The following is a 22,916-nucleotide window of genomic DNA, read 5'->3' on the forward strand; positions in this document are numbered from 1 at the left end:
ATTTTATTGCAAACGTTTTCGGAAATGTAATGATCAACAAATCAGGGGAGCGAGGCAAGGATGGAGATGAATAATTCAAATCAGGATTTGTCGGGACATTGGAAGATACAGCATTTTGAGGTTGGGGAGAAGCGGGCCATGGATGTTGCAGCGGCAGCGCTGGATGATCGATTCTGGATTGGAGCAGAGGTACCAGGGGATGTGCACTCCGCTTTGGTGGAACGCAGCATCATTGATCCACCTTACTATGGGCATAACGATGCCAAGAGTCGCTGGATCGAGCAGAAGGAATGGTGGTATCGCACCAACTTCAATCTGGTGAAAGATGGGGATGCGGAGGAGTATTTCGAATTGGTTTTCGATGGGTTGGATACGTTCGCCACCGTATATGTGAATGGGCATGAAGTGGGGAAAACGGCCAATATGCTTATGTCCCACACATTCAATGTGACGAACCTGGTTCGTCATGGTTGGAACGCCGTGGCGGTCAAGTTCGATCCCCTTTATCTGCATCACAGGGACAAGGAAACGTTCGACTGGTCTTCATATACAAAGGAACGGCCATGGTTGCGCAAATCCGCGATGAATTTCGGTTGGGATTGGGGTCCACGGATGGTCACAGTAGGAATTTGGGGCGGAGTTCGGCTGGAGAGAAGAACGATTGCGAAGCTGGAGAACGTATTTGCCCGTACCGAATCAGCCAGCGAGCGGCAGGCGGTAGTTCATGTCACTGCTGATGTGAAGTCCGTATTGTCTTTCCGCAGCAGGCAGAAACGTGAACAAGCGGTGAACTTGTCCTGTGATATACGTTTGTTGGATGCAGGGGGGCGTGAAGTTGCACGTTCTGCTGAAGTCGCTGTAGCGAGTGGTCTGGCGGATACAACACTGAGAGTGGATTCACCGCAATTATGGTGGACGCATGATTTGGGCGAACCTTACTTGTATCGCCTGGAAGTTACGTTGTTCGCTGACGGCGTGGAAGTAGACCATTACAAAGAGTCTTATGGTATACGAACCATTGAACTGGCGCTTCATAATGAACAGGGTGAGGATGCGTTTACTTTTATCCTGAACGGAGTACGTGTGTATGCGAAGGGAGCCAACTGGATTCCCGCCGATCACCTGATTGGTTCCATCCCTGCTTCCCGGTATCGTGAACTCATCGAGTTGTCCGTGGAAGGACATATGAATATGCTCCGTGTTTGGGCAGGCGGTATATATGAGAAGGACGTCTTCTATGATGAATGTGATCGACAAGGTGTACTGGTGTGGCAGGACTTTGCTTTTGCAAATGCTCTATTCCCGGACTTCAATCGTGACTTCATGAACAACGTGCGGGATGAGGTTGAAAACAATGTGCTGCGGCTGCGCAATCATGCTTCGCTTGCACTCTGGTGTGGCAATAACGAAATTGACTGGCTCTATGACATGAAGTCCGCCAGTGGAGATATCACCAGCCCCTTCTATGGAGAGCTGATCTACCATGAGCTGATCCCCGAAATGCTGGAGCGTCTGGATTCGTCTCGTCCATACTGGCCTTCCTCTCCGTATGGGGATAGCAGCGGCAACGATGCCAATGATCCGGATTTGGGGGATCGTCATAACTGGCAAGTATGGCATGGTTCCGTCTATCCGCGAAAACACGGCGAGCCACCGCTGCTCGATTACAGTATTGAGGGCGTGACATTCAAAAATTATAAAAAAGACAATGCCTTGTTCAGCAGTGAATTTGGCATGCACGCCTCGGCCAACCGCTACACCTTGGAGAAAAACATGCCTGCAGGACAATTCTACTGGGGCAGTCCCGAGATGGCCTATCGGAATAAGGATACCAATCACCAGAAAGGCATTCTTCTAATGGAGGGACATACGGGCGTTCCGCAGAATATCGAAGAGTACATGAACTATTCGATGCTGACACAAGCGGAAGGATTACGGTACGGCATCGAACATTTCCGGCGGATCAATCATCGCAATAGCGGAGCCCTTGTATGGCAGCTGAATGACAGTTGGCCAGGCACTAGCTGGTCCATGATTGACTATGAGCTGCTGCCCAAAGCCTCCTATTATTACGGAAAAGTATTCTTTCATCCGATCCTGCTGTCTCTGGAACATGAACCCGGTGAGCCGCTTACCCTATGGGTTGTAAATGATACACGGGAGTCTTTGAAGGGGGAGCTTCGACTCCATGTTTACGGAATGGATGGGGAAAAGGTATACTCCAGTTCGCATCATGTGGAGACAGGTTCACAATGCTCTGCTCGCATTGCAGAGCTGAGTGAAGCGGAGGTATTGGGAGGCAGATTGGCAGAAGAAGTGATGGTTGAATTGGTCTCCGAAGGTTTCACTGCACCACTGAATCGATATTTCTTACGTGATCCGAAGGATGTTAATCTGCCTCAAGCGCAGCTCCGTGTGCATGTGAACGAAGAGGAGCAATCCGTCTCGGTTACAGCCTTGGGTGCAATAGCCCGGTTGGTGAAGCTTGAACTGCCTCTTGGACGCGTTCGTTTCAGCGATAACTATTTCGATCTGCTCCCTGGTGAGAGCCGTACGGTGAGATTGCGTCATCCCGATAAGATGTCTCTACCTTTGACTGAGCTAAGGGTTAGCGCCATGAATGGTAGTGAAGTGTAAATCGCTATCCTAACAGTCCATAAAAAGAAGAAAACAAAGCTGTCCCATAAGTCATGAGCATGACTGAAGATAGCCCTATTCTCCAAATTCAAAAACAAAAGAAACCGTTCCTTGCTGAAATGGAAGTGCGACCTGCCATTAGAAGGGAGACGGTTTCTTTGTACATTCAGTGCTCAATCGTTTGGCGATTAAGGCTGTGCATAATTACACACCTCATGATTGAAATGATTCGTATCGCTGTTGGAACGAAGACTCCATTTCCAATTGCCTAACCAACTGCTGCTTCACTTTTTTTCCACGTCTGGTTTGCAGTTGTTGCAGTCGTTCTGTAGAAGTGAATTGATCGGCTGCCATTTCAATGAGCAGCTCAGCGAGAACGTCCGCATCTTCCAATGCGGCATTCAATCCAAAAGCGCCTGTGGGGGTCATCGTATGAGCCGCATCGCCAAGCAGGACCACGTTGTCTTGAGCCCACGATTCCGCGAAACTGCTCTCTACGGATAACAAAACAAAATCACTCCAGGTCTGGATATGCTTAGCTACCGAATCAGCGAGACAAGGGAAGGCTGCCACGAGTTTCTGAACAAAGGGAGCAAAAGGCTGTTCGCGCAGCTTGGAGAATGACCCCTGCGGGATGTTCCATCCAATCTGCACATAACCTCCGAATTGTGAGAATAACGCCAACTGCTGACCATCCATGCTGGCCATCCGAACAGCTGGTTCCCAGCCTGTTGGAGCAGGAATTCGGGCCCATAACAGGTCGTATCCATGTTTACGGGTATCCGGTGTCAGACCAGCGTGTCTGCGTACAGCTGAATATCTGCCGTCCGCTCCAACAATAACCGCTGCTTCAATGGAAGCTGGCCGTCCTTCTTGCCGAATGTTGATGCCGATCGTCTGGTCAGCTTTATTCCGTAACAATCCAGTCATAACGGTATTATAAAGGACTTGTTCGTTTTCCTGGTTCTGTGAATGTGACACGATGACTTCCAGCAGATGATCCTGCGGCACATGAATACCCACATGGGATTCTTGCTCTCCAGGGAAAATGGTATGAATGATCTGACCATTCTCCCAATATTGAATTTGCTCCAGTGGCAGCACGCCACGCTGGGTGACAGCAGGATATAACCCATGTTTTTTCAGTACAGCCTCACCATCTGCGTTGAGCACTTCCCCGCGGAACGACTTAAGCAGGTGTGGCTGACGCTCAATCAGAATGGTGGATATTCCTTGCTGTTTCAGCAGAAATGAGAGTAGAGCCCCTCCGGGGCCTGCTCCCACAATACAAACGTCAGTTTTTAAATACGTATTTTGATTCATGTGTAAAATTCCCTTGCAATATAATGGATGAATATCTTATTACTTTATAATAACAAATTTATAAAAATCATTAAGTAACTAAAAGTAACTTTAAAGATATACGTTATTATAAACAAATCCAATCCAATAATGCAATAGAATCATTATATTTCTATATAGGTTGGGAATTCCAAGCCTGCAGTCTGCTTCTCAGCTTATGAGCGCAGGCTTGATAAGAACTTTTATGCGAAATACTCTGATTTCTATGTGATCAGTCGGTTCGTTATGCGAGCCACACGCTCTCCCAAGGCTTTACCCAAGGCTATACCCTGCTCGCTGAGCAGATCATCACTATCCACCGGACAAGTAACTCCAACACCATAGTAAGAGCCATATAATGCATTATCCGCAAAGTTGCCAGGCAATCCGGTAATAATCATACCCTGATGGAGCATAGGTGTGAGCAAATGGATTAATGTTGACTCCAGTCCACCATGCTCAGTGGCGATCGTACAGAACACCGCTCCCACTTTGTCGACAAGTTTGCCCTCTGCCCAGAGGTAGCCCAGTCTGTCGATCCACTTTTTCAAACCCGAACTGATGGAGCCAAAATGTCCGGGGCAGCCCCATATAATGGCGTCCATTTCCACCAGCTTGTAGATGTCGGCTTCTTCTGTGGAATGCAAATGAACGGTTGCACCATGCACACTGGCTGCGCCAGCAGCAATCGATTCGGCAAGCGCACGTGTATGACCGCCTTCACTATCGAAAACAATATAAATGTTCATTGCTTGATTCCTCCTTGTGTGGTTATCTGTTCATGCTATAACGTAGCTTGTCACATGAAACGGCAAAATAAGCATGAACTTTACAGACAAGTAAAGGGTTTTGGGAAACAAGCGCATTTTTCACAAACAAAATAGTACAAATATGTTACAATATAAGGTAGGTTATGATCAAAGGTAGGAGGAACGTTTATGAGCCCGGATACGGAGCGAAACTCTCAATTGGCAAATGTGGATCAATTGTTGGAGGCCTTCTTCAGATATAAAAATAAAGTACTGGATCAGCAGCAAAAGAATGAAACAAACTGCAAATTAAATCCGACGAAAAGTCATATATTGGGCATGATTTTACGTGAAGAACGCTGCATGGCTGTGGATGTGGCCAGACAACTGAGTCTGTCTTCAGGAGCAACCACGATTGTACTGAATCAACTGGAGAGTGAAGGTCTGATCCAGCGGGTGCGCAGTGAAGAGGACCGAAGAATTGTATGGTTATCTTTAACGGAAGATGGGCAGCAGCTTGCAAAAACGTTGATTAATAATCGCGGTCGGATGACATGGGAACTTTTGCAGGCGCTTACGGAAGAGGAACAACTGCAGATGTTTGGCATGCTGAAGAAGATTGAGCTGAAACTGCTGGAAAAAATGAAAACGTTGGAACAAACGCATCGCTAAATAAATGGTGTGTTAAGCGCCAGCCTTCAAGATTTGACCCCGCTCTGGGACTCGAATCTTGGAAGGCTGGCGTTTTCATTTTTTCAATCAGAGATGGAAGCGTTGAATGTGATCGGTCAGACCTTCCTGGATCAGAATTTCCTTTTGTTTTTTACCGAGCAGGTCAAAATGGGGAAAAGGCTGACGCCGATGTATATAACGTGGGTCAAGTCCGTGGGTTCTACACCAGTCCTCGAGACGGTTCAGATCCGCACAGCCCACTTTGGTCACACTGGTAATGCCCGGAAAACGATTGTCGATCCAGAAATGAGTAAGATAGGCAAGGTCGCCGCGTGATACACGTTCTTTCCAATCGGCCAGCTCCTGTCGTTTAATTCCAAATGCCATAGACACAAGTTCCTTTCTAAACGGGTATTGTCCTGAGCATATTGTAACATCTTATAAACAGAATCAATCAGAAATCTGCAATCGGACTGCTATCCATTCTCTTTCGACGGGCATCGATTATGACAACATTTTTATAATCAACTTAAGATTATGTTAAAATAAGGCTACTCAAAATGGTATCACCACTTCATTATTCGGAAAGGGATTGTCATCATGGAACTGTTTATCGCCGTGCTTGTTTTGCTGGTACTGATCGGTTTATCAAATATTTTGAACCGGTTTGTACCCTTTATCCCCGTTCCGCTGATTCAGATTGTTCTCGGTGTAGCCATTGCATTATTACCTGCGGGTGTTCATCTGCGACTGAATCCGGAATTGTTTTTTGTCCTCTTCATTGCTCCGTTGCTGTATAACGACGGGAAGCGAACACCAAGACATGAGCTGTGGAATCTAAGAGCCCCCATCCTTTTACTGGCTCTGGGACTTGTATTTGTTACGGTTGTCGTGGCTGGATACGCCATTCACTGGCTTATTCCAACTATTCCGCTTCCTGCGGCTTTTGCACTCGCTGCAATCCTGTCCCCGACAGACGCTGTGGCTGTAGGCGCCATGGCAGGTCGTGTGCATTTGCCCAAGAGCATACATAGGCTTCTTGAGGGGGAAGCATTAATGAATGATGCATCCGGTCTGGTTGCATTCAAATTTGCGATTGCCGCCACGGTTACAGGGGTGTTTTCCCTGGCACAGGCATCATTTAGTTTTGTACTTATCGCGATTGGCGGGTTGTTGATTGGTGCCTTGTTATCGTTCCTGTTGATCCGACTGGGTGTCTGGATTCGGCGTCTGGGCATGGAAGATGTCACCATTCATATGCTGCTGCAAATCTTAACGCCATTTGTGATTTATCTGGTCAGTGAAGAGGTCGGTGTATCAGGCATTCTGGCAGTCGTCGCCGGCGGGATCATTCATGCGATTGAGCGTGATCGGACCGAGTCCGTACAACTGAAGATGCAGGTGGTATCTGCCAGTACCTGGTCTGTCATTTTATTTATATTGAATGGTTTGGTCTTTGTCATTCTGGGGGTACAGATCCCGGATGTGCTGAATACCATCTTCGAGAATGTCTCATTTGATAACCTCCAAGTACTTGGCTATGTGGGCCTCATTTCAGTGCTGTTGTTGGTGCTTCGTTTTGTCTGGATCTATCTGTTCTGGAAAGGAAATGAAAATTCAGGCGAGGCGTTGTCGAGCGGGAAGCCCCGGCTGAAAGAAATTACAATCATTACCCTTTCGGGTGTGAGAGGGGCTGTAACACTGGCGGGGGCCTTCTCCATCCCTTATGTTCTCCAAGACGGGTCTCCTTTTCCTGAAAGGGATCTGATCATATTCCTGGCAGCAGGTGTGATTCTGTTCACTCTGATTGCTGCGAGTGTGTTCCTACCTATTCTTGCGAAGAACGAAGATAAAGCGGAGGAAGGTACACCGCTAACGACGGAACGAAAAGCACAGGGTATTATGCTGAATGCTGCCATTCGTGCAGTCAAGTCGGAAATGAATGATGAGAACAAAGCGGCTGCGCTTGCGGTTGTTTCCGACCTTTCGAAATATATCAGGCAGGCGGCTGGCGAGCTTACTGCCGGTAAGCGCAAGGACATTTTGAAACAGGAAACAGCAATTAATCTCATCGCTACGCGGGCTGAACGCAAGGAGATTGAGAAAATGATGGATGAAAATGTCATTGCTTCGGAAGCCGCCTTTAAATGTAACAGCTGGCTGGATCGTAAGGAAATGATGCTTGCGAACCGTACGAATACCCAGATGATGTTCTCGCTCAGTGAAATTGGACGCGTGTTCGGACATGTGTTTATGAATCGTTCAAAGAAACCGGATCAGCCATTTATGCTTGAGAATGCGGACCTGTTCCGTCAAGTGAAGATGCGTACCTCTGAAGCAGCGATTAAGGCCATTCGTGCTCATATGAATGATAGTAACCGGATCGTGGCTTTGTCGGTTATCTCCAGATATGAACGGGTTATTGCCAAATTACGCACCTGGAATCAGGGCAAAACCGAAGATCCATTTGATCAGGAAAAGCTGGAATTGCAAATGGTGGCGATTCAGGAGCAGCGCAATACGATACAGCAGCTATACGAAAATGGTGAAATCAACCGTGATGTAGCCGCTAAACTTCGTCGATTCATCAATGATGTGGAAGCCACTGCGTTGAAAAATACTTAATCCGATAAACCCGATAATTTAAATATGCTTAATCCTCTGATATAATATCATTTGAGTTATCAACGCTCAGAAAAGGAGATGGATGAGAATGGCAGAACAACGTACTCGTTTGGGCAAAACCGATCTGATGGTTAACCCGATTGGATTGGGGGCAAATGCAGTAGGAGGACATAACATCTATCCGAATATGCTGAATGATGAGACAGGCAAGGATGTCGTTCGTACGGCTTTGAAACAGGGTATTAACTTTTTGGATACTGCTTTCATCTATGGTCCTGAGCATTCAGAACGATTAATTGGTGAAGTGCTGAAAGAAACGGGTCAGCGCCAAGATACCATCATTGCAACGAAAGCGGCACATCAATTTGTGGATGGCAACGTCGTTTTTGATAACTCGCCTGCGTTCCTCAAAAACTCTGTAGATGAGGCTTTGAAACGTCTGCAGACCGATTATATCGACTTGTTTTATATCCATTTCCCGGATGAACATACACCGAAAGATGAAGCAGTAGGTGCGCTGAAACGTTTGAAGGACGAAGGTAAAATTCGTGCCATCGGAGTGTCCAACTTCTCCATTAATCAGTTGCGTGAGGCAAATCAGGATGGAGATGTGGATGTACTGCAGTCTGAATATAATCTGTTCAAAAGAGAAGCGGAGAAAGAATTACTGCCCTATACGGCAGAGCATAACATTTCTTTTGTACCTTACTTCCCTCTGGCAGCAGGTCTGCTGGGAGGCAAATATAATCGGGATACAACCTTCCAGGATGGACGGGCCAAGAATCCTTTATTCACTGGGGAGGCCTTTATTCAGAATTTAGACAAGGTGGACCAACTGCGAAGCATTGCACAGTCCAAGAATGCGGAGGTGGCACATCTCGTTCTGGCCTGGTACCTGAGACAGCCATCCATTGATGCGCTCATTCCTGGTGCCAAGAAACCGGAGCAAGTCATCAACAATCTAAAAACACTGGATGTTGAGCTCACAGCCGAGGAAATTGCAGTCATTGATCAAATATTTCGTTAATTAGTTCGAATGAATCGGGAAATGCTAACAGGGAGTTTACGTTTGAAGATAAAGAGAGGACATAAACATGAACCTGAAGGCAGCCCGATGCATCGGATTGTGTACGCTCGTTTTTTTGCTTGGCAGCAGTTCTGCCTACGCCAAACCTGTGCAGAAGAATCGACAGTATTATGAGGAACGGGGAGAAATTGTGTGGGAGGTTCCCACGCATGACAAACTCATCGCACTGACCTTTGATGATGGACCTGATCCGGTCCAGACCCCGCAGATTCTGGCTTTGCTCCAGCAATATCAGGCCAAAGGTACTTTTTTTGTGCTTGGGAAATGGGCGGAAAAGTTTCCTGATCTGATTAAGCAGGAGCAGCGGGAAGGACATGAAATCGCCAATCATACGTATGCACATACGTACGCGGTCAGGTCAACAAGGGCGGACAAGTACAGCCGCGAAATGAACATAGCGGAGAAATCCATTGTTGGAGCAGGGGCTCAGCGTCCCACGCTGTTTCGACCCCCGGGAGGCTATTACAATGACATGGTCATTCAGGTCGCCAAGCAGCAAGGTTATACGATTGTGTTATGGTCCTGGCATCAGGACACGCGTGATTGGGCTTCTCCAGGCGTATCAGCCATTGTGAACAAAGTGCTGAAGAACGCGCGTAATGGGGATATCGTTCTGTTTCATGACAAGGTGGAGGGCAAGTCCCAGACCGTTGCTGCGCTTAAAACGATTCTGCCCAAGCTGCAGGAGCAGGGTTATCGTTTTGTAACTGTATCGGAACTGCTTGCCGTTAAGGCGAGAGAGGCTGCCAAGGATGACAATTCATCCATGCCCCAGCATCCATAGTTGCAAGCCAAAAACCGCAGGTCTCTGATTAAAGAGACTTGCGGTTTTTTATTGTTTCAATTTATAAAAGGCAAGCTTGCAGATCCGATCCGTGATACAGGGTTTTATATAGGCTTTGGAGTTGCCAAGTTGCCAAGCGCCCAATTTTAGCGTTCAGGCTTGACTTTACGAGGACGGGAGCGAGCCCGCCGCAAGAATAACGACAGAAACAGACCAATGATGGAAATCCAGGTCGCTACGATGAAAGCATCATTAATACCTTCAATCGTTGACGTCTGAACAGCAATACCATAGAGCTGTTGCAGTGCGAGACTGGAACCTTGTTCTGGCGGCATTCCTGCCGCAGTAGCCATTTGCGTGCCTAGCATACCGATTTGTTCCGTCAGGGCTACATTGGTTGTGGTCACAGTGTTGCTGTAATCGGCCAAATGAATGCCTGCGCGAGTTGCCATCACGGTAATGAGCAGTGCGGTCCCGATGGAACCTGCCACCTGCCTGACTGTATTGGACATGGCTGTACCATGACTGGTGAGATGAGGCGGCAATTGGTTTAACCCCTCTGTTTGTACAGACATCATCAGCATGGACATCCCGAAGCTGCGGAAGGTATATAGCATCATGATGTGACCATAGGGCGTCTCCCCCGTCAACTTGCTAAACTCAAAGGTGGAGATGGCGGTGATGATCAAACCGACAATGGCGAGCGGGCGAGAGCCGATCCGGTCAAACAGCGCTCCTGAGATGGGAGACATGACGCCCATTAGCAATGCACCAGGCAGCAATAACAAACCGGATTGAAGGGGAGAGAATCCCCTTATATTTTGCAGATAGATGGGTAACAGCAGCATTCCGCCAAAGAGTGCCATGTTAATCGTTGCACTGACCAGCGTCGAGATGGTGAAGATGTCGTATTTGAATACACGAAATTCCAGCAGAGGGTTCTTCATGGCCGTTTCTCTAAGAACAAAGAAGACGATGAAGAGCACGCCGATAATCAGCGTCAACAGCACGGTTGCACTGGTCCAGCCTTTATCCCCGGCAGAACTGAATCCATATAACAGAAAGCCGAAACCGATGGTAGAGAATAATGCGCCAAAACCATCAAATTTCGGTGAAGTAAGCTTGGACACATTTCTCAGCCATATGAAGGCAAACAAAATATCAAGCAAGGCAAGCGGGATGACCATGTAAAACAGAATGCGCCATGTATAATGTTCCACGATCCAGCCGGATAATGTCGGGCCAATAGCTGGGGCAAACATCATGGCAATGCCCATCGTGCCCATGGCGGTTCCCCGTTTCTCTGGAGGGAAAACGGTCAGAAACACGTTCATAACCAAAGGCATAATAATACCAGCCCCACTGGCTTGTACGATACGACCGATGAGCATGACCGTAAATCCGGGACTGATGGCACAGATCAACGAACCTAACGTAAACAACAGCATCGCAGTCACGAATAATTTGCGGGTCCCAAACGATTCGATCAAGTAGGCGGTAATCGGAATGAGTACCCCGTTTACCAGCAAATAAGCTGTAGACAGCCACTGCACGGTCGTTGCTGAGACATTAAAGTCATTCATCAGATGGGGGATGGCTACATTGAGCAAGGTCTGGTTCAGAATGGCGATAAATGCGCCGAGCAGCAGGACAGCGATGGTTTTCCCAAGAGGTACTTGATTATCCATCGGCAGCCTTAGATATGAACGCGCACAGTAGCGCTCATGCCGGGAACCACACCCAGTCCTTTATATCCTTCGATCGTAATAATAATCGGGATGACTTGTGTTACTTTGGTGTAATTCGCATTGGTATTGGACGACGGCAGCAGCGAAAAGGAGGATGCAGTGGCAAGACCGATCTGGTCTACTTTTCCTGTTAATGTGGTGTCTGGAAAAGCATCAATATATACATCAACGATCTGACCCGCTTTAATTTTATCAATCGCCGTTTCGTCCACATTGGCCGTCACGTACAGGTTATTGAAATCATAGGCCCGCGCGAGGGGTGTACCGGCAGATACTAGCGAATTTTCGACGGCTGTCTGTTGTACAATGGTGCCATTAACAGGCATCGTCACAGAGGTTGATTTGCCCGCTGCGGTAACGGTGGCGACAGTATCGCCTGCATTAAATGTTGTTCCTACCTTGCCTTTCCAGGATCGAAGCTCACCGCTTACTGCAGAAGCCACGGAGATAGGCTGCCCGGTAACAAGCGCATTATCGGTTTTAACGTAGCTGGTGGATTGGTTGTAATAGTAGATTCCGGCCGCCCCAGCTCCCAAAATCACCAGTATAACGATGATATTGATCAAAATGGCACGTGAATTCATGCTGATCATTCCTCCTCAATTCGGTTTTCTGTACACCTTCTCTTTCAATCGGTGCTGAACGTCTTCTGCTGACAATCCTGTTTGGAGCATTCCCGCTACTTTGTCGCTCTATACGAAACAAGGTGAAATATTATTCGCAGAATAGGGCACCAATATATTGATTAAGGCTGCCTACAGGCGGATGATAAGGAGGATGCTCATATGTTGATCATTTTGGCGGTAATCGTTGTTATTGGGGTTGTGTTTCTGATGATTTATAACTCCAGATCGTCCCGCAAGGCTGCAGAAGCACGAGCTTCCAAAATAGCAGAGGTGGATGAGGGGCCAGTCCTGCTGCATGAAGAAGATCAAACCCGTAATGAAGACAGAAGTTACGAACAGACAGAGCATACAGAGGTTTTAGGACATGAAGAGTACAAGCAGCAAACGGATATTTACCAGACGGATTCCACTTCGGAAGTGACCCCATTGCCTCAAAAAAGGGAGACGCAGACGACAGATGGCGATCAAGCTTACCGTCAAGCATTGCTTCATTTCCGTAAACCTGCTGAAGTGAAAGAGGAAGCAGTGCGGACGGATACCAATGAACCTGAAAAAAGTGCTGATGAAGTCTATCGATCAGCTCTGAAAGTGATGAAAAGTAAATCTTCTGATCCCTCCTCAAAACGGAAGTAACCATTCAGTTATGTTTTTGAACATAGGACATGGCTTTCGTTTTCAATCCAAAACGTCTACAATAGATGAAGCTTTGTGAATGATGGCTGCATGACATGGAATACGTTGAAGAGGAGAGGGAAACCCATGAACGGACAACAACGAGTAAATATCAAACCGGGTCTTGAAGTGGATATCGTCCTTAAGCAAGACCAGCCGACAGGAAAACTGACACGTGGTATCGTGAAAGATTTGTTGACCAAATCGCCCACGCACCCGCATGGGATCAAAGTGCGTTTGACCAGTGGACAGGTAGGTCGAGTGAAACAAGTCGTTACAGGAGCGTCGGAATGAGCCGATGCCCGAGGTTGTGACATGATTACAACTGCGGATGTAATGGCACATCTGGCCTCGGGTAACGAGCGTCAGCAGGATGCGTATAAGGTGCTGCAATCCAGTGGATTGTTGAGCATATTGGCTGCTTACCAGCCTTATCCGGCTGGAACAGTGCCAATTGATATTGATATTCCCGGAAGTGATCTTGATCTATTATGTGAGGCAGCGGATCTTGAGGCATTCGAAACCATGGTGCACCAACAACTGGGCGGAATGCAGGGTTTTCGATGCGACCGGGGGGATGGCCGTGCAGGCCAGCATCCTTATGTGACCTGTAGTGTGGATATTGGAAAATGGCCTGTAGAAATTTTCGCTCAGTCCCTATCTGTACGCAGGCAAAATGCTTATAATCATATGCTGGTAGAGTGGGAATTGTTGCAACTCTGGGGTGAAGCAGGACATCGGGAGATTCGCAAACTAAAGCTGGAAGGCTTGAAGACGGAGCCTGCATTCGCTGCTGTACTGGGGCTTCAGGGAGACCCCTATGAGGAAATGCTTCATTTGGCCGCCATGAGTAAGGATGAGCTTTGGTCATGGGCCCGCTTGCGTACGTCTTTTCAGTTTGAATAAAATGGTTTCCTCAATCAGATTAAAAATATAGCTACAATAGTAGTAACGGTTAATCCCAGCAGTACCGGCTTCAGATTGCGGCGTGCCAGTTCAAATGGACTAACTCCGCAAATGGCAGCGGCTGGAATCAAGGCCCATGGAATTAAGGTCCCACCGCCTACCCATATGGCGGCGACCTGACCCAGTGCCGTAAGTACAGGTGCGGAATCTGCTGAGCCTGCAAACATGGACGCAATGGAGCCGACCAGGGATATTCCAGAGAACCCCGAACCATCCATTCCCGTGACCGCTCCGGTCACAGTCATCGTTATAGCACCTACCGTATTATTCAATGGCACTAGCCCTGCAAGAGCAACACCCAAATCATTCACAATACCGTGTGAACCAGCAGGCAGCGGGTTGTTGAACAGTTCTGTGATCGCAGCATCCCCAAGATAAAAGAAAGCAGCAATGGGTATGACAGGACCAAACACCTTGAAACCGAACTGAAATCCTTCAATTAAATAGTTTGTTGTTTCTTCCGGACCTGTATGGCGATGCGCCGCAAGGGATACGGCAATCAGAATGAGCACAGCTGTTCCACCAATTAACGCTGTGGCATCACCGCCTTGAAGTTGAAGTAAAAACATCAGAATGACATCGATTAAGAATAACAATGGGATGATCAGAGCGAATGCCTTTTGCAAACGTAGCGGCATTGGTTGACGTTGAACGGCTGGCTCCTCGGTAATCGGCGCAGAGTCTGATGAAGGTGGATGAACGGTTACTGCTTCATCAGAGATCGAATCACTGAGTTTAACGGGGGGACCTGACTTCATCTCCTTGCGCAGCATCCAGAATGCCGTTACGGTAGAAACCGTTCCCATCACTATGACAAGTGGGACACTTGCAGTCATGACAGCCGTAACGGGAATTCCTGCTGCATCAGCTGTCAGTTTGGGAGCCCCTTGTATGATGTAATCCCCTGATAAGGCAATTCCGTGCCCAAACAGATTCATGGCAATAGCAGCGCCGATGGGAGGAAGTCCGACTCGCACTGCTACCGGAAGAAGTACAGCTCCAACCAGGGCAACGGCAGGAGAGGGCCAGAAGAACAGTGATACGACCATCATAATAAATCCAATTCCCCAATAGGCGACCTGTGGAGACCGGATGAACCGGGTGAGCGGAGTCACCATGACTTCATTGATCCCCGTCTGAATTAACACCCGGCTCATTGCGACAATAATTGAGATGATAAAAATGGTGCTGAGCAGCTCCTTTGCTGCGTAGATAAAGCTGCTGAAGATTCCGGAAACCGATCCGCTTAATGTTTCGGTCGCCAGGAGTCCAATGGTCATGATACCTGTGACACAAATGATAGTTGTGTCTCTACGCCGAACCATGACGGCGATAATCAGGACGATAAAAGCCAGATATACATAATGCAACGGGACAAGTTGAATATTCATCGGACATGCCTCCTTACATCCTTGGTGTCAACCCAAGGAGTGATATATCGTATGCATGTCATCACCGGGCGTTCGTGGAGCATGGAGCAGGATTTTTTTTGCAGATGGAGAACTAATCTAGAACGTGGACCTTAAAGACGTACCGGAGGCCAAGTGCAAGTCACCAGAATTGACAGTGACAGGTCACGGAAGCACATAGACAGATGCAAGCAAGTATGACTACAATGAACATGGGAATATAAGGGAAAAAATATGAAAGAGACACAGAAGTATAACATAAGAAAACAGAAGAAATCGCTTAGGATTGATAGCGGTTACAACGATATGTAAAAGAACTGAAATCCAGATTAAACAAAAGGGCGGGAATTCATGAATTTCATACGTTCACTGCGCTTTAAGTTTATTGTGGGTCTGACATTGATCATGCTTCCACTCTTCATGCTGTTATATTACAACAATGTATACGCCATGAAAGTCGTACGTGATCAGGTGTCTCTCACCAATATGAATCATCTGGCGAAGAGTGTGGAGCAGAACGAGCGCGTGCTGCAGGAGACCAATCGTTATTTATACAGTCTGGGCGAGCGAGACCCGGATATTATCTCCCTGTTTTTTCTGAAATACGGCAGCGGCGATTATATTATTGCGAAACAGCGCATTATGAACAAATTCATGACCGATATCGGATTTTATAATCTGATCGATTCATTTTTTCTGTACGATGCAGTTAATGAAGATCTGTTACTCGCTACCTCAGGCAATTATGATGTCAAAATGTCGATGGTGCAGGAGAGCATGCCGGTCCAGATGCAGCAGCTTGAAGGAGAAATCCAGAAGCCCGAGTGGAGTATCGTCCGGGGAGGCACATGGAATGCCTTAGTCAAAACGGTGCGGATCAACGCCCAGTTCTATGCGGGGGCGCTTGTGGATATGAATGCACTGAATCATCCAGAGCAGTTCACGGAATCCGGGGACCGGGGAGGGGCAGTCATTTTGGGAGCAGATGGCGGGGCTTTGTCTAATTCGGCGTTGAATCCGGCGCAGATTGAACTCGCTGCAGCCCATATTGCTGGGTTGAAGAACCCCTATCAGGTGATTTCTGAAGTGAATTCCAAAGGCAATGCACGTCAGTATCTGATGTTGGGCATTCCCTCAGCTATGTCAGAGATGAATTATATCGTCCTGTTGCCCGAGGAGGACATGATGCGCAACCTGCCATTCTTTCAGCGAATTATTCGCCTACTTCCGATTGGGGCAGCTATCATCCTGTTTACTGCCATGATCTTTCTTAGACAACTCTTGTTTCGTCCGATGAATGTGCTGATTCGCGGGATGAGGAGGGTCAGCCGAGGGGAACTTGATGTGAGACTGGAGACGCCATCTTCATCTGAACTGCAGTTTCTCACGCACAGTTTCAATCAGATGACAAGTGAGATCCAGCATCTGAAGATTGATGTGTATGAGGAGCAATTGCGAACCCGGGAAGCGGAGTTCAAACAATTACAGATGCAGATCAATCCGCACTTTTACCTGAATTCATTAAATATTATTCATAGTCTGGCTTCATTGAAGAACCATGGGCTGGTGCAGCAGATGGCTGGCCATCTGGCTGATTATTTCCGGTTCAGCCTGCGTGCTGGCAAACGTGTCATCCGATTGGATGAAGAATTGGAACATATCGGCCATTATTTGGAGATCCAGAAGCTCCGGTTTCCAAACAAACTGGATTTCATTCTAGATGTGGAAGCAAATCTTGGGCATTATGTATTGCCGCCCTTAACAATTCAACCTTTTGTGGAGAATGCGATTATTCATGGATTTCAGCGGCGTACAGAACCTTTTGTTATTTGCATATCAGCACGCAAGTCGAAAACGTTATCTGGGTCTGATTCACATCAAGGAAATCAAGATCATGGGGTACTTCAACTCTCTATTACGGATAACGGTGTTGGTTTTAAACAAGACATATTGGAGCGTCTGCAACAGGGACAGTACGCCGAAAATCCAGGTGGAAAGCATATTGGCATCTGGAACGTGATCCATCGGCTGCTGGTGAAGTACGGCGAACATGCCGGATTGCAATTCAGCAATCAGACTGGAGGAGGGGCAGCAGTCCATATTCATATGCCAGCCCAGACGGAAGAGGAAGAAGGGAGAGCCTATGCGAAACCTGTTGATCGTGGATGATGAAGTATACGCCCTGCAAGCGATGGTGGAAGAGGTAGACTGGAGCCTGGCGGGTATTGATCAGGTATTCAGTGCTAATGATGCGGAAGAGGCAAGAATGCTGATGAAAACCCAGCGCATTGATATTATGATCTGTGATATTGAGATGCCGGGTGAAACGGGACTGGATCTGCAGAGCTGGGTATTAAAGCATGATCCCGGCATGATGACGATATTTCTTACAGGTCATGCCCTTTTCGATTATGCGCAAACGGCAATCAAGCTGAACAGCTTCGATTATGTTCTGAAGCCTGCTCCCGCAGACCAGCTGCTCAAGGTTGTGACCCAGGCAATGGACAAAATTAAGGATGGGGAGCAGCGTACCCGAACCAATGAAGTATATGAGACCGTGTATAAACGCTGGCAGACACATAAACCGCTGTTGACCGAGCGTTTCTGGAAAGACGCCATTTCGCAGCGCGTAACTTTAACCCAGCAAAAGCTTCAGGAGCTGGCCGAGGTGTACGGAGCCGAGATTGATCCAAAGGCGCGCGTGCTGCCGATTGTAATATCCGTTGAAGAATGGGTGCGGGACTTTGACCTGCGTGATGAGGAAGTGCTGGAATATGCACTCCGCAATGCAGCCAAGGAAATGCTGCTTGGTGACAAACCTGGGGAAGTGTTTCAGGACCACAGCGGATTGAATATTGTGCTAGCATACGAACAGGATGGTATCGTACCAACGGCGAGTGAAGTGGAACAGGGATGTCAGAGTTACATCGAGGAGTGCGGTACCTATTTTTATTGCCGATTATCCTGTTACGTTGGAGTCCCGGTTGCTGTTACAGATTTACAGGGAATGCTGAATGAACTGATGGACATGGAGCGTCGCAATATCAATGAGCTTGAAGGCGTCTTCATCTATGATGAGGAGGGCCGGGATACGGAGGATCGCTTTTTGCCCATACCGTGGTTTTCCGAGCTGTCCATCCTGTTCGAAACGGGGAAAATTGACGACCTGCGCGAGCGTGTGGATGAAATCTTTGAATTGCTGTCTGCCCAGGAGCGTTTGTCTCCCGAAATTCTGCACTTGTATTATCACGCGATGCTGCATGTAATCTACCCGCTGCTTCATCAGAAAAATGTATCCGTACGCAGTCTGTATCCCGGAGAACGGGAGCCGGAAGAAAACGTTGTGACCCGTTCGTTGCCGCAACTGAAGCAGTGGACCTCAGACCTGATCAGTCGTGCCATCCCGGTATTGTACCCGGACGATCACAGTCCGATGACCATTGTGGACCAGCTGTGCATATACATTGAAAATCATATTGGCGAAGAGCTGATGCGTGAAGAACTTGCATCTTTTGCCGGATTTAACCCTGCATATCTATCTCGCCTGTTTCGAAAAGAAAAGGGCATGTCGCTATCCGAATTCATTCTCCAGCGAAGAGTCGCCAAAGCGAAGACCTTATTGTCCCAGTCGACCGTGAAGGTGACGGATATCGCAGGCAAGGTTGGGTACTACAATTACTCTCATTTTACGAAAATGTTCAAAAAATGCACGGGCATTACACCACAGGAGTTTCGCAAACAGTCCCGAACGGTTCAGATTTGACGCAGCATGCTGCGTCTTTTGTTTTTTTATGCCCCAAAGTCATAATTTGATAAGTGAACAGGTCACCACAGCAGATAGTGGACCTGAGCGCCCCGCCGTATACTTGAACCACAGGAGACACAGCGGTGTTTCATCCTGAGGATGAAATTCAAGAGGAGTGAGGGAGAACAAGTTATGAAGACACAACCCCAGGCGGGTAAGGCAGCACGTCTATCAGATCGAAGGGACATACCGGACATACCGGTTCGTAAACGAAAGTCTGTCCTGTACAATCTAGGTAAATTCAAGGTTTTGTATCTCATGTTTTTGCCAGGCATTCTGTTTCTGCTGGTGAACAACTATATGCCAATGTTTGGTGTTCTGATTGCGTTCAAAAATGTGAACTATGCCGACGGTATTTGGGGCAGCCCGTGGAGCGGTTGGGATAATTTCAAGTATTTGTTCTCCACGAGCGATGCTTGGGAGATCACACGCAACACGCTCGCATATAACACCGTATTTATTGCGCTGAATTTATTCGTAGGTGTAGGGCTTGCGATATTGTTGAATGAAGTGAAGAACAAGGCGATGTCCAAATTGTATCAGTCACTCATGCTGCTTCCGTATTTTCTGTCGATGATTGTAGTCAGCTATCTGGTGCTCGCGTTTCTCGGCAAGGATTCGGGCTTCATGAACTCAACGATTCTTCAGCTATTTGGCGGACAGCCCATTGACTGGTATTCAGAGCCCAAGTATTGGCCGTACATTTTGCCGCTGGTGAATACATGGAAGAATATCGGTTATTATGCCGTCATTTATCTGGCAGCAGTGGTAGGCATCGATGAGGAATATTATGAAGCGGCCGTGCTGGATGGGGCGAGCAAGTGGCATCAGATTCGCTTCATTACCGTTCCGTTTCTCGTACCCCTGATCGTGATTATGACATTGCTGCAAATCGGTCGTATCTTCTACGCGGATTTCAGTTTGTTCTACCAGGTTCCGCTGGAATCGGGTGCATTGTTCCCGGTCACGAACGTTCTGGATACGTATGTGTATCGAACCTTCCTTATTGGGGGAGATATCGGGATGTCCTCGGCAGCCGGGCTGTATCAGGCTGTGGTCGGATTTGTGCTTGTTCTCGTATCCAATACCATCGTACGGAGAATGGACAAAGATAATGCATTATTTTGAGAGGAGGCAAGCCAGCTGTGAAATCACGTGATCCATTAGCCGTGTCGCGGCGTTCAGCATCTATCATACACGCCATGTTTATATTCTATGCCATTGCTTGCATCGTGCCGATCCTGCTTGTCTTCGCAATCTCATTCTCGGACGAGACGACGGTCATTGCGAACGGGTATAAGCTGATTCCGGAGAAATTTAGCCTGACGGCCTATGAGTTTCTGTTCAAGGACATGGATCAGATCATCCATTCCTATGGCATTTCCATTATCGTAACCGTGATCGGTACGATCACAAGTGTAGCGCTGACAGCATTGTACGCGTACCCGCTTTCCCGGAGAGATTTGCCATATCGTGGGTGGTTCGCCTTTTTCATCTTTTTCACCATGCTGTTCAATGGCGGTCTGGTCCCTTGGTATCTCGTCTACGTGAACGTACTGGATTTGAAAAACTCGATTCTGGCACTGATCATGCCGCTGCTGCTGTCACCGTTCTTCGTACTCGTCATGCGTACATTTTTCGCTAACTCCATCCCGGTATCGATCCTTGAATCGGCACGGATTGATGGAGCAGGTGAACTGAGAACGTTTACACGCATCGTGCTTCCGCTCTCCCTTCCGGTGATGGCGACCGTTGCACTGTTCAGCACACTGAATTACTGGAACGACTGGTATCTCAGCATGATTTTTATATCCGATAACCGAACGATCAGTCTTCAGTACCTTATGTACCGGACGCTGCTCGATATTCAATATTTAACATCCAACTCCAATGTCTCTTCACAGATTTCGTCACAGGGCGGATTGCTGAATCTGCCGAATAAAACACTGCAAATGGCGATGGCTGTTGTCGGTATTGGTCCGATTGTACTGGCATATCCATTCTTTCAGCGGTATTTCATCAAAGGCCTTACCGTAGGCGCAGTGAAGGGCTAACTCCGACCGGTTAGCGGAGTAGGGGCATGGATCATTGAAGATGGACCTGAAGGGGCATATACAAAAAGCAGCCAGTACAGACCGCCGGAGGGCCGGCAAGCGAACGGACTTTTGCAGATTGGGGAACATTGGAATTGGGGCAATCGGTTGCAGGGTCCAACATATGACGGGAGGGGTTCACTTGGTTAGAACGTTTAAGGTATGGCCGCGCATCGCGGCAGTAGGTATGGCGCTGAGCCTGGTGCTGGCAGGTTGCTCATCGGACAAAGGCGGAACAGCACCGGAAGCACAAGGAGGCGGTGCAGCGGAGAGTGGTGGCGGCAAGCCCTATGAAGTGACGTTGTATTATCCGGGGACACCACAGAAAGATGTAGCTCTGGTCGAAGCAGAGATCAATAAAAAGATGGAGCCCAAGATCGGGGCAACACTCAAGATTAATGCAATCGACTGGGGCCAGTGGGATAACAAGCTGAATCTGATGATTTCTTCCGGCGAAAAATCAGACATCATTTTCACGGCGGCATGGCAAAACTATACGGTCAATGTGGCAAAAGGCGCTTTCCTGCCGCTCAATGATCTGCTTGACAAGTATGGGCAGGATATCAAGAAAAATCTTGATCCAGCCTTTCTGGAAGGTTCCCAAGTGGATGGCGTAAACTATGGCGTTCCAACCAACAAGGAGTTGGCAGCGACGCGTGGCGTACTGGTACGCAAAGATTTGGCTGACAAATACAAGCTCGATCTGACCGCAGTGAAAACGTGGGCTGATCTGGAGCCGTTGCTCAAAACGATCAAGGAAAATGAGCCGAGCGTCACCCCGTTCTATATGTCGAACACCAACGGTAACGGGCTGCTGGAAAATCTGGACTGGGATTATCTCGGTGATGCATCCGTTCCAGGCGTAATCTCCAAAACAGCGGGTACAACGACGGTACTGAACGAAGTAGAGACCCCTGAATTCAAGGAAGCTGCTGAGCTTGCACGCAAGTGGTATCAGGCTGGATACATTAACAGTGACGCAGCGACTTCCAATGTGTTCCCGAAAGATCAGGCGAAGGCAGGCAAGGCTTTCCTGTGGACCGATGGCATGAAGCCGGGCAAGGATAAGGAAGAAGAAGGGTACGTTGGATATCCACTGACCCAGATTGAGATGACACAGCCAACGATTACAACCGGGGATGCTTCCGGTGCGATGCTGGCGATCTCCCGTTCCTCGGAACAGCCGGAGAAGGCGATGCAAGTCATTAACCTGCTGCATTCCGACAAAGAAATTAACAACCTGCTTAACTTCGGAATTGAAGGCACACATTATGTGAAAAAAGACGGCCAGGACAACATCATTACCCTCCCGGAAGGGGTAGATGCGAACAATCGCACATACAATCCGGGCGCACAATGGCAGCTGGGCAACCAGTTCCTGAACTATCTCTGGGATAATGAAGATCCGCAGAAATGGGAAAAGTTCAAGGAGTTTAATGCCAAGGGCGTTAAGTCACCTGCACTGGGCTTTACGTTCAACAGTCAATCCGTCAAAAACGAAATTGCTGCGGTCAACAACGTAAACAAGCAGTTCAAGCCGGGTATGACCTCGGGTGCAGTAGATCCGAACGAGATGATCCCGAAATATCTGGAGAAGCTGAAAGCTGCAGGTATTGATAAAATCATTGCCGCCAAACAAGAACAGCTCGACGCATTCCTGTCCAAAAATAATAATTGATGTACAAAGCCAAAGACGTTTTCG

19 protein-coding genes are annotated in these 22,916 nt (G+C 47.9%); 13 read left to right on the forward strand and 6 right to left on the reverse strand.

Features of this window, described 5'->3' with window-relative positions:
- Positions 1 to 60 precede the first annotated feature (60 nt).
- Positions 61 to 2,637 carry a glycosyl hydrolase 2 galactose-binding domain-containing protein gene (locus MHB49_RS11630; protein ID WP_405156206.1) on the forward strand — a complete coding sequence of 859 codons (2,577 nt, stop codon included), beginning with the start codon at positions 61 to 63 and terminating at the stop codon, positions 2,635 to 2,637.
- Between the two features lie 213 nt (positions 2,638 to 2,850).
- Here the strand turns inward: MHB49_RS11630 and MHB49_RS11635 are convergent, their stop codons facing one another.
- Positions 2,851 to 3,960: an FAD-dependent monooxygenase gene (locus MHB49_RS11635; RefSeq protein ID WP_405156207.1), complete on the reverse strand. Its 1,110-nt coding sequence runs from the start codon at positions 3,958 to 3,960 to the stop codon at positions 2,851 to 2,853.
- Between the two features lie 242 nt (positions 3,961 to 4,202).
- A complete protein-coding gene (locus MHB49_RS11640) occupies positions 4,203 to 4,727 on the reverse strand; it encodes an NAD(P)H-dependent oxidoreductase (protein WP_247902046.1) in 525 nt (174 codons plus the stop codon).
- Between the two features lie 189 nt (positions 4,728 to 4,916).
- Here MHB49_RS11640 and MHB49_RS11645 point away from each other — a divergent pair, with 189 nt between their 5' ends.
- Entirely contained in the window at positions 4,917 to 5,399 is a 483-nt protein-coding gene (locus tag MHB49_RS11645; protein WP_076289407.1) for a MarR family winged helix-turn-helix transcriptional regulator, read from the forward strand.
- 87 nt (positions 5,400 to 5,486) lie between these two features.
- Here the strand turns inward: MHB49_RS11645 and MHB49_RS11650 are convergent, their stop codons facing one another.
- Entirely contained in the window at positions 5,487 to 5,786 is a 300-nt protein-coding gene (locus MHB49_RS11650; protein ID WP_405156208.1) for a hypothetical protein, read from the reverse strand.
- Between the two features lie 213 nt (positions 5,787 to 5,999).
- On the opposite strand from MHB49_RS11650, the gene MHB49_RS11655 reads away from it, so the two are divergent.
- The 3 genes from MHB49_RS11655 to MHB49_RS11665 all read left to right on the forward strand — a co-directional run bounded on the left by MHB49_RS11655 (position 6,000) and on the right by MHB49_RS11665 (position 9,895).
- Positions 6,000 to 8,024 (forward strand): Na+/H+ antiporter, encoded by a 2,025-nt coding sequence (locus MHB49_RS11655; protein ID WP_405156209.1) that lies wholly within the window; start codon positions 6,000 to 6,002, stop codon positions 8,022 to 8,024.
- Between the two features lie 88 nt (positions 8,025 to 8,112).
- Positions 8,113 to 9,051, forward strand: a complete 939-nt coding sequence (locus tag MHB49_RS11660) for an aldo/keto reductase (protein ID WP_405156210.1) — start codon at positions 8,113 to 8,115, stop codon at positions 9,049 to 9,051.
- Between the two features lie 67 nt (positions 9,052 to 9,118).
- Entirely contained in the window at positions 9,119 to 9,895 is a 777-nt protein-coding gene (locus MHB49_RS11665; protein WP_405156211.1) for a polysaccharide deacetylase family protein, read from the forward strand.
- Between the two features lie 146 nt (positions 9,896 to 10,041).
- On the opposite strand, the gene MHB49_RS11670 is transcribed toward MHB49_RS11665, so the two are convergent.
- Both MHB49_RS11670 and MHB49_RS11675 read right to left on the reverse strand, forming a co-directional pair.
- On the reverse strand, positions 10,042 to 11,583 hold the full coding sequence (locus MHB49_RS11670) for a DHA2 family efflux MFS transporter permease subunit (protein ID WP_405156212.1): 1,542 nt from the start codon (positions 11,581 to 11,583) through the stop codon (positions 10,042 to 10,044).
- 8 nt (positions 11,584 to 11,591) lie between these two features.
- Entirely contained in the window at positions 11,592 to 12,227 is a 636-nt protein-coding gene (locus MHB49_RS11675) for an HlyD family efflux transporter periplasmic adaptor subunit (RefSeq protein ID WP_405156213.1), read from the reverse strand.
- Positions 12,228 to 12,428: 201 nt separating this feature from the next.
- On the opposite strand from MHB49_RS11675, the gene MHB49_RS11680 reads away from it, so the two are divergent.
- The 3 genes from MHB49_RS11680 to MHB49_RS11690 all read left to right on the forward strand — a co-directional run bounded on the left by MHB49_RS11680 (position 12,429) and on the right by MHB49_RS11690 (position 13,847).
- Positions 12,429 to 12,902 (forward strand): hypothetical protein, encoded by a 474-nt coding sequence (locus MHB49_RS11680; protein WP_247902053.1) that lies wholly within the window; start codon positions 12,429 to 12,431, stop codon positions 12,900 to 12,902.
- Positions 12,903 to 13,028: 126 nt separating this feature from the next.
- Positions 13,029 to 13,235, forward strand: coding sequence for a YwbE family protein (locus MHB49_RS11685; protein ID WP_063564738.1), 207 nt, complete (start codon positions 13,029 to 13,031; stop codon positions 13,233 to 13,235).
- A 21-nt stretch (positions 13,236 to 13,256) separates the two neighbouring features.
- A complete protein-coding gene (locus MHB49_RS11690) occupies positions 13,257 to 13,847 on the forward strand; it encodes a DUF4269 domain-containing protein (protein WP_405156214.1) in 591 nt (196 codons plus the stop codon).
- Between the two features lie 14 nt (positions 13,848 to 13,861).
- Here MHB49_RS11690 and MHB49_RS11695 read toward each other — a convergent pair whose 3' ends face one another.
- The gene (locus MHB49_RS11695) at positions 13,862 to 15,298 is read right to left on the reverse strand and encodes a hypothetical protein (RefSeq protein ID WP_405156215.1); all 1,437 of its coding nucleotides are present in this window, start codon (positions 15,296 to 15,298) and stop codon (positions 13,862 to 13,864) included.
- Between the two features lie 369 nt (positions 15,299 to 15,667).
- Here MHB49_RS11695 and MHB49_RS11700 point away from each other — a divergent pair, with 369 nt between their 5' ends.
- The 5 genes from MHB49_RS11700 (at position 15,668) to MHB49_RS11720 (ending at position 22,892) form a co-directional block, all read left to right on the forward strand.
- Positions 15,668 to 17,485 carry a sensor histidine kinase gene (locus tag MHB49_RS11700; RefSeq protein ID WP_405156216.1) on the forward strand — a complete coding sequence of 606 codons (1,818 nt, stop codon included), beginning with the start codon at positions 15,668 to 15,670 and terminating at the stop codon, positions 17,483 to 17,485.
- Positions 17,460 to 19,079: a helix-turn-helix domain-containing protein gene (locus MHB49_RS11705; protein WP_405156217.1), complete on the forward strand. Its 1,620-nt coding sequence runs from the start codon at positions 17,460 to 17,462 to the stop codon at positions 19,077 to 19,079. Before MHB49_RS11700 ends, MHB49_RS11705 begins: the two co-directional genes overlap by 26 nt.
- A gap of 174 nt (positions 19,080 to 19,253) precedes the next feature.
- Complete coding sequence (locus tag MHB49_RS11710; protein ID WP_247902059.1) at positions 19,254 to 20,249, forward strand: sugar ABC transporter permease; 996 nt, start codon at positions 19,254 to 19,256, stop codon at positions 20,247 to 20,249.
- Positions 20,250 to 20,266: 17 nt separating this feature from the next.
- Positions 20,267 to 21,175, forward strand: a complete 909-nt coding sequence (locus MHB49_RS11715) for a carbohydrate ABC transporter permease (protein ID WP_053783705.1) — start codon at positions 20,267 to 20,269, stop codon at positions 21,173 to 21,175.
- Between the two features lie 181 nt (positions 21,176 to 21,356).
- Complete coding sequence (locus MHB49_RS11720) at positions 21,357 to 22,892, forward strand: ABC transporter substrate-binding protein (RefSeq protein ID WP_405156218.1); 1,536 nt, start codon at positions 21,357 to 21,359, stop codon at positions 22,890 to 22,892.
- Positions 22,893 to 22,916 lie beyond the last annotated feature (24 nt).

This window comes from Paenibacillus sp. FSL K6-0108 (assembly GCF_045040695.1).
Classification (GTDB): domain Bacteria; phylum Bacillota; class Bacilli; order Paenibacillales; family Paenibacillaceae; genus Paenibacillus; species Paenibacillus pabuli_B.

Coding starts and splice junctions, on each gene's coding strand:
- MHB49_RS11630 (WP_405156206.1), top strand. CDS start 61: ATGGAGATGAATAATTCAAATCAGGATTTGTCGGGACATTGGAAGATA.
- MHB49_RS11635 (WP_405156207.1), bottom strand. CDS start 3,960: ATGAATCAAAATACGTATTTAAAAACTGACGTTTGTATTGTGGGAGCA.
- MHB49_RS11640 (WP_247902046.1), bottom strand. CDS start 4,727: ATGAACATTTATATTGTTTTCGATAGTGAAGGCGGTCATACACGTGCG.
- MHB49_RS11645 (WP_076289407.1), top strand. CDS start 4,917: ATGAGCCCGGATACGGAGCGAAACTCTCAATTGGCAAATGTGGATCAA.
- MHB49_RS11650 (WP_405156208.1), bottom strand. CDS start 5,786: ATGGCATTTGGAATTAAACGACAGGAGCTGGCCGATTGGAAAGAACGT.
- MHB49_RS11655 (WP_405156209.1), top strand. CDS start 6,000: ATGGAACTGTTTATCGCCGTGCTTGTTTTGCTGGTACTGATCGGTTTA.
- MHB49_RS11660 (WP_405156210.1), top strand. CDS start 8,113: ATGGCAGAACAACGTACTCGTTTGGGCAAAACCGATCTGATGGTTAAC.
- MHB49_RS11665 (WP_405156211.1), top strand. CDS start 9,119: ATGAACCTGAAGGCAGCCCGATGCATCGGATTGTGTACGCTCGTTTTT.
- MHB49_RS11670 (WP_405156212.1), bottom strand. CDS start 11,583: ATGGATAATCAAGTACCTCTTGGGAAAACCATCGCTGTCCTGCTGCTC.
- MHB49_RS11675 (WP_405156213.1), bottom strand. CDS start 12,227: ATGAATTCACGTGCCATTTTGATCAATATCATCGTTATACTGGTGATT.
- MHB49_RS11680 (WP_247902053.1), top strand. CDS start 12,429: ATGTTGATCATTTTGGCGGTAATCGTTGTTATTGGGGTTGTGTTTCTG.
- MHB49_RS11685 (WP_063564738.1), top strand. CDS start 13,029: ATGAACGGACAACAACGAGTAAATATCAAACCGGGTCTTGAAGTGGAT.
- MHB49_RS11690 (WP_405156214.1), top strand. CDS start 13,257: ATGATTACAACTGCGGATGTAATGGCACATCTGGCCTCGGGTAACGAG.
- MHB49_RS11695 (WP_405156215.1), bottom strand. CDS start 15,298: ATGAATATTCAACTTGTCCCGTTGCATTATGTATATCTGGCTTTTATC.
- MHB49_RS11700 (WP_405156216.1), top strand. CDS start 15,668: ATGAATTTCATACGTTCACTGCGCTTTAAGTTTATTGTGGGTCTGACA.
- MHB49_RS11705 (WP_405156217.1), top strand. CDS start 17,460: ATGCGAAACCTGTTGATCGTGGATGATGAAGTATACGCCCTGCAAGCG.
- MHB49_RS11710 (WP_247902059.1), top strand. CDS start 19,254: ATGAAGACACAACCCCAGGCGGGTAAGGCAGCACGTCTATCAGATCGA.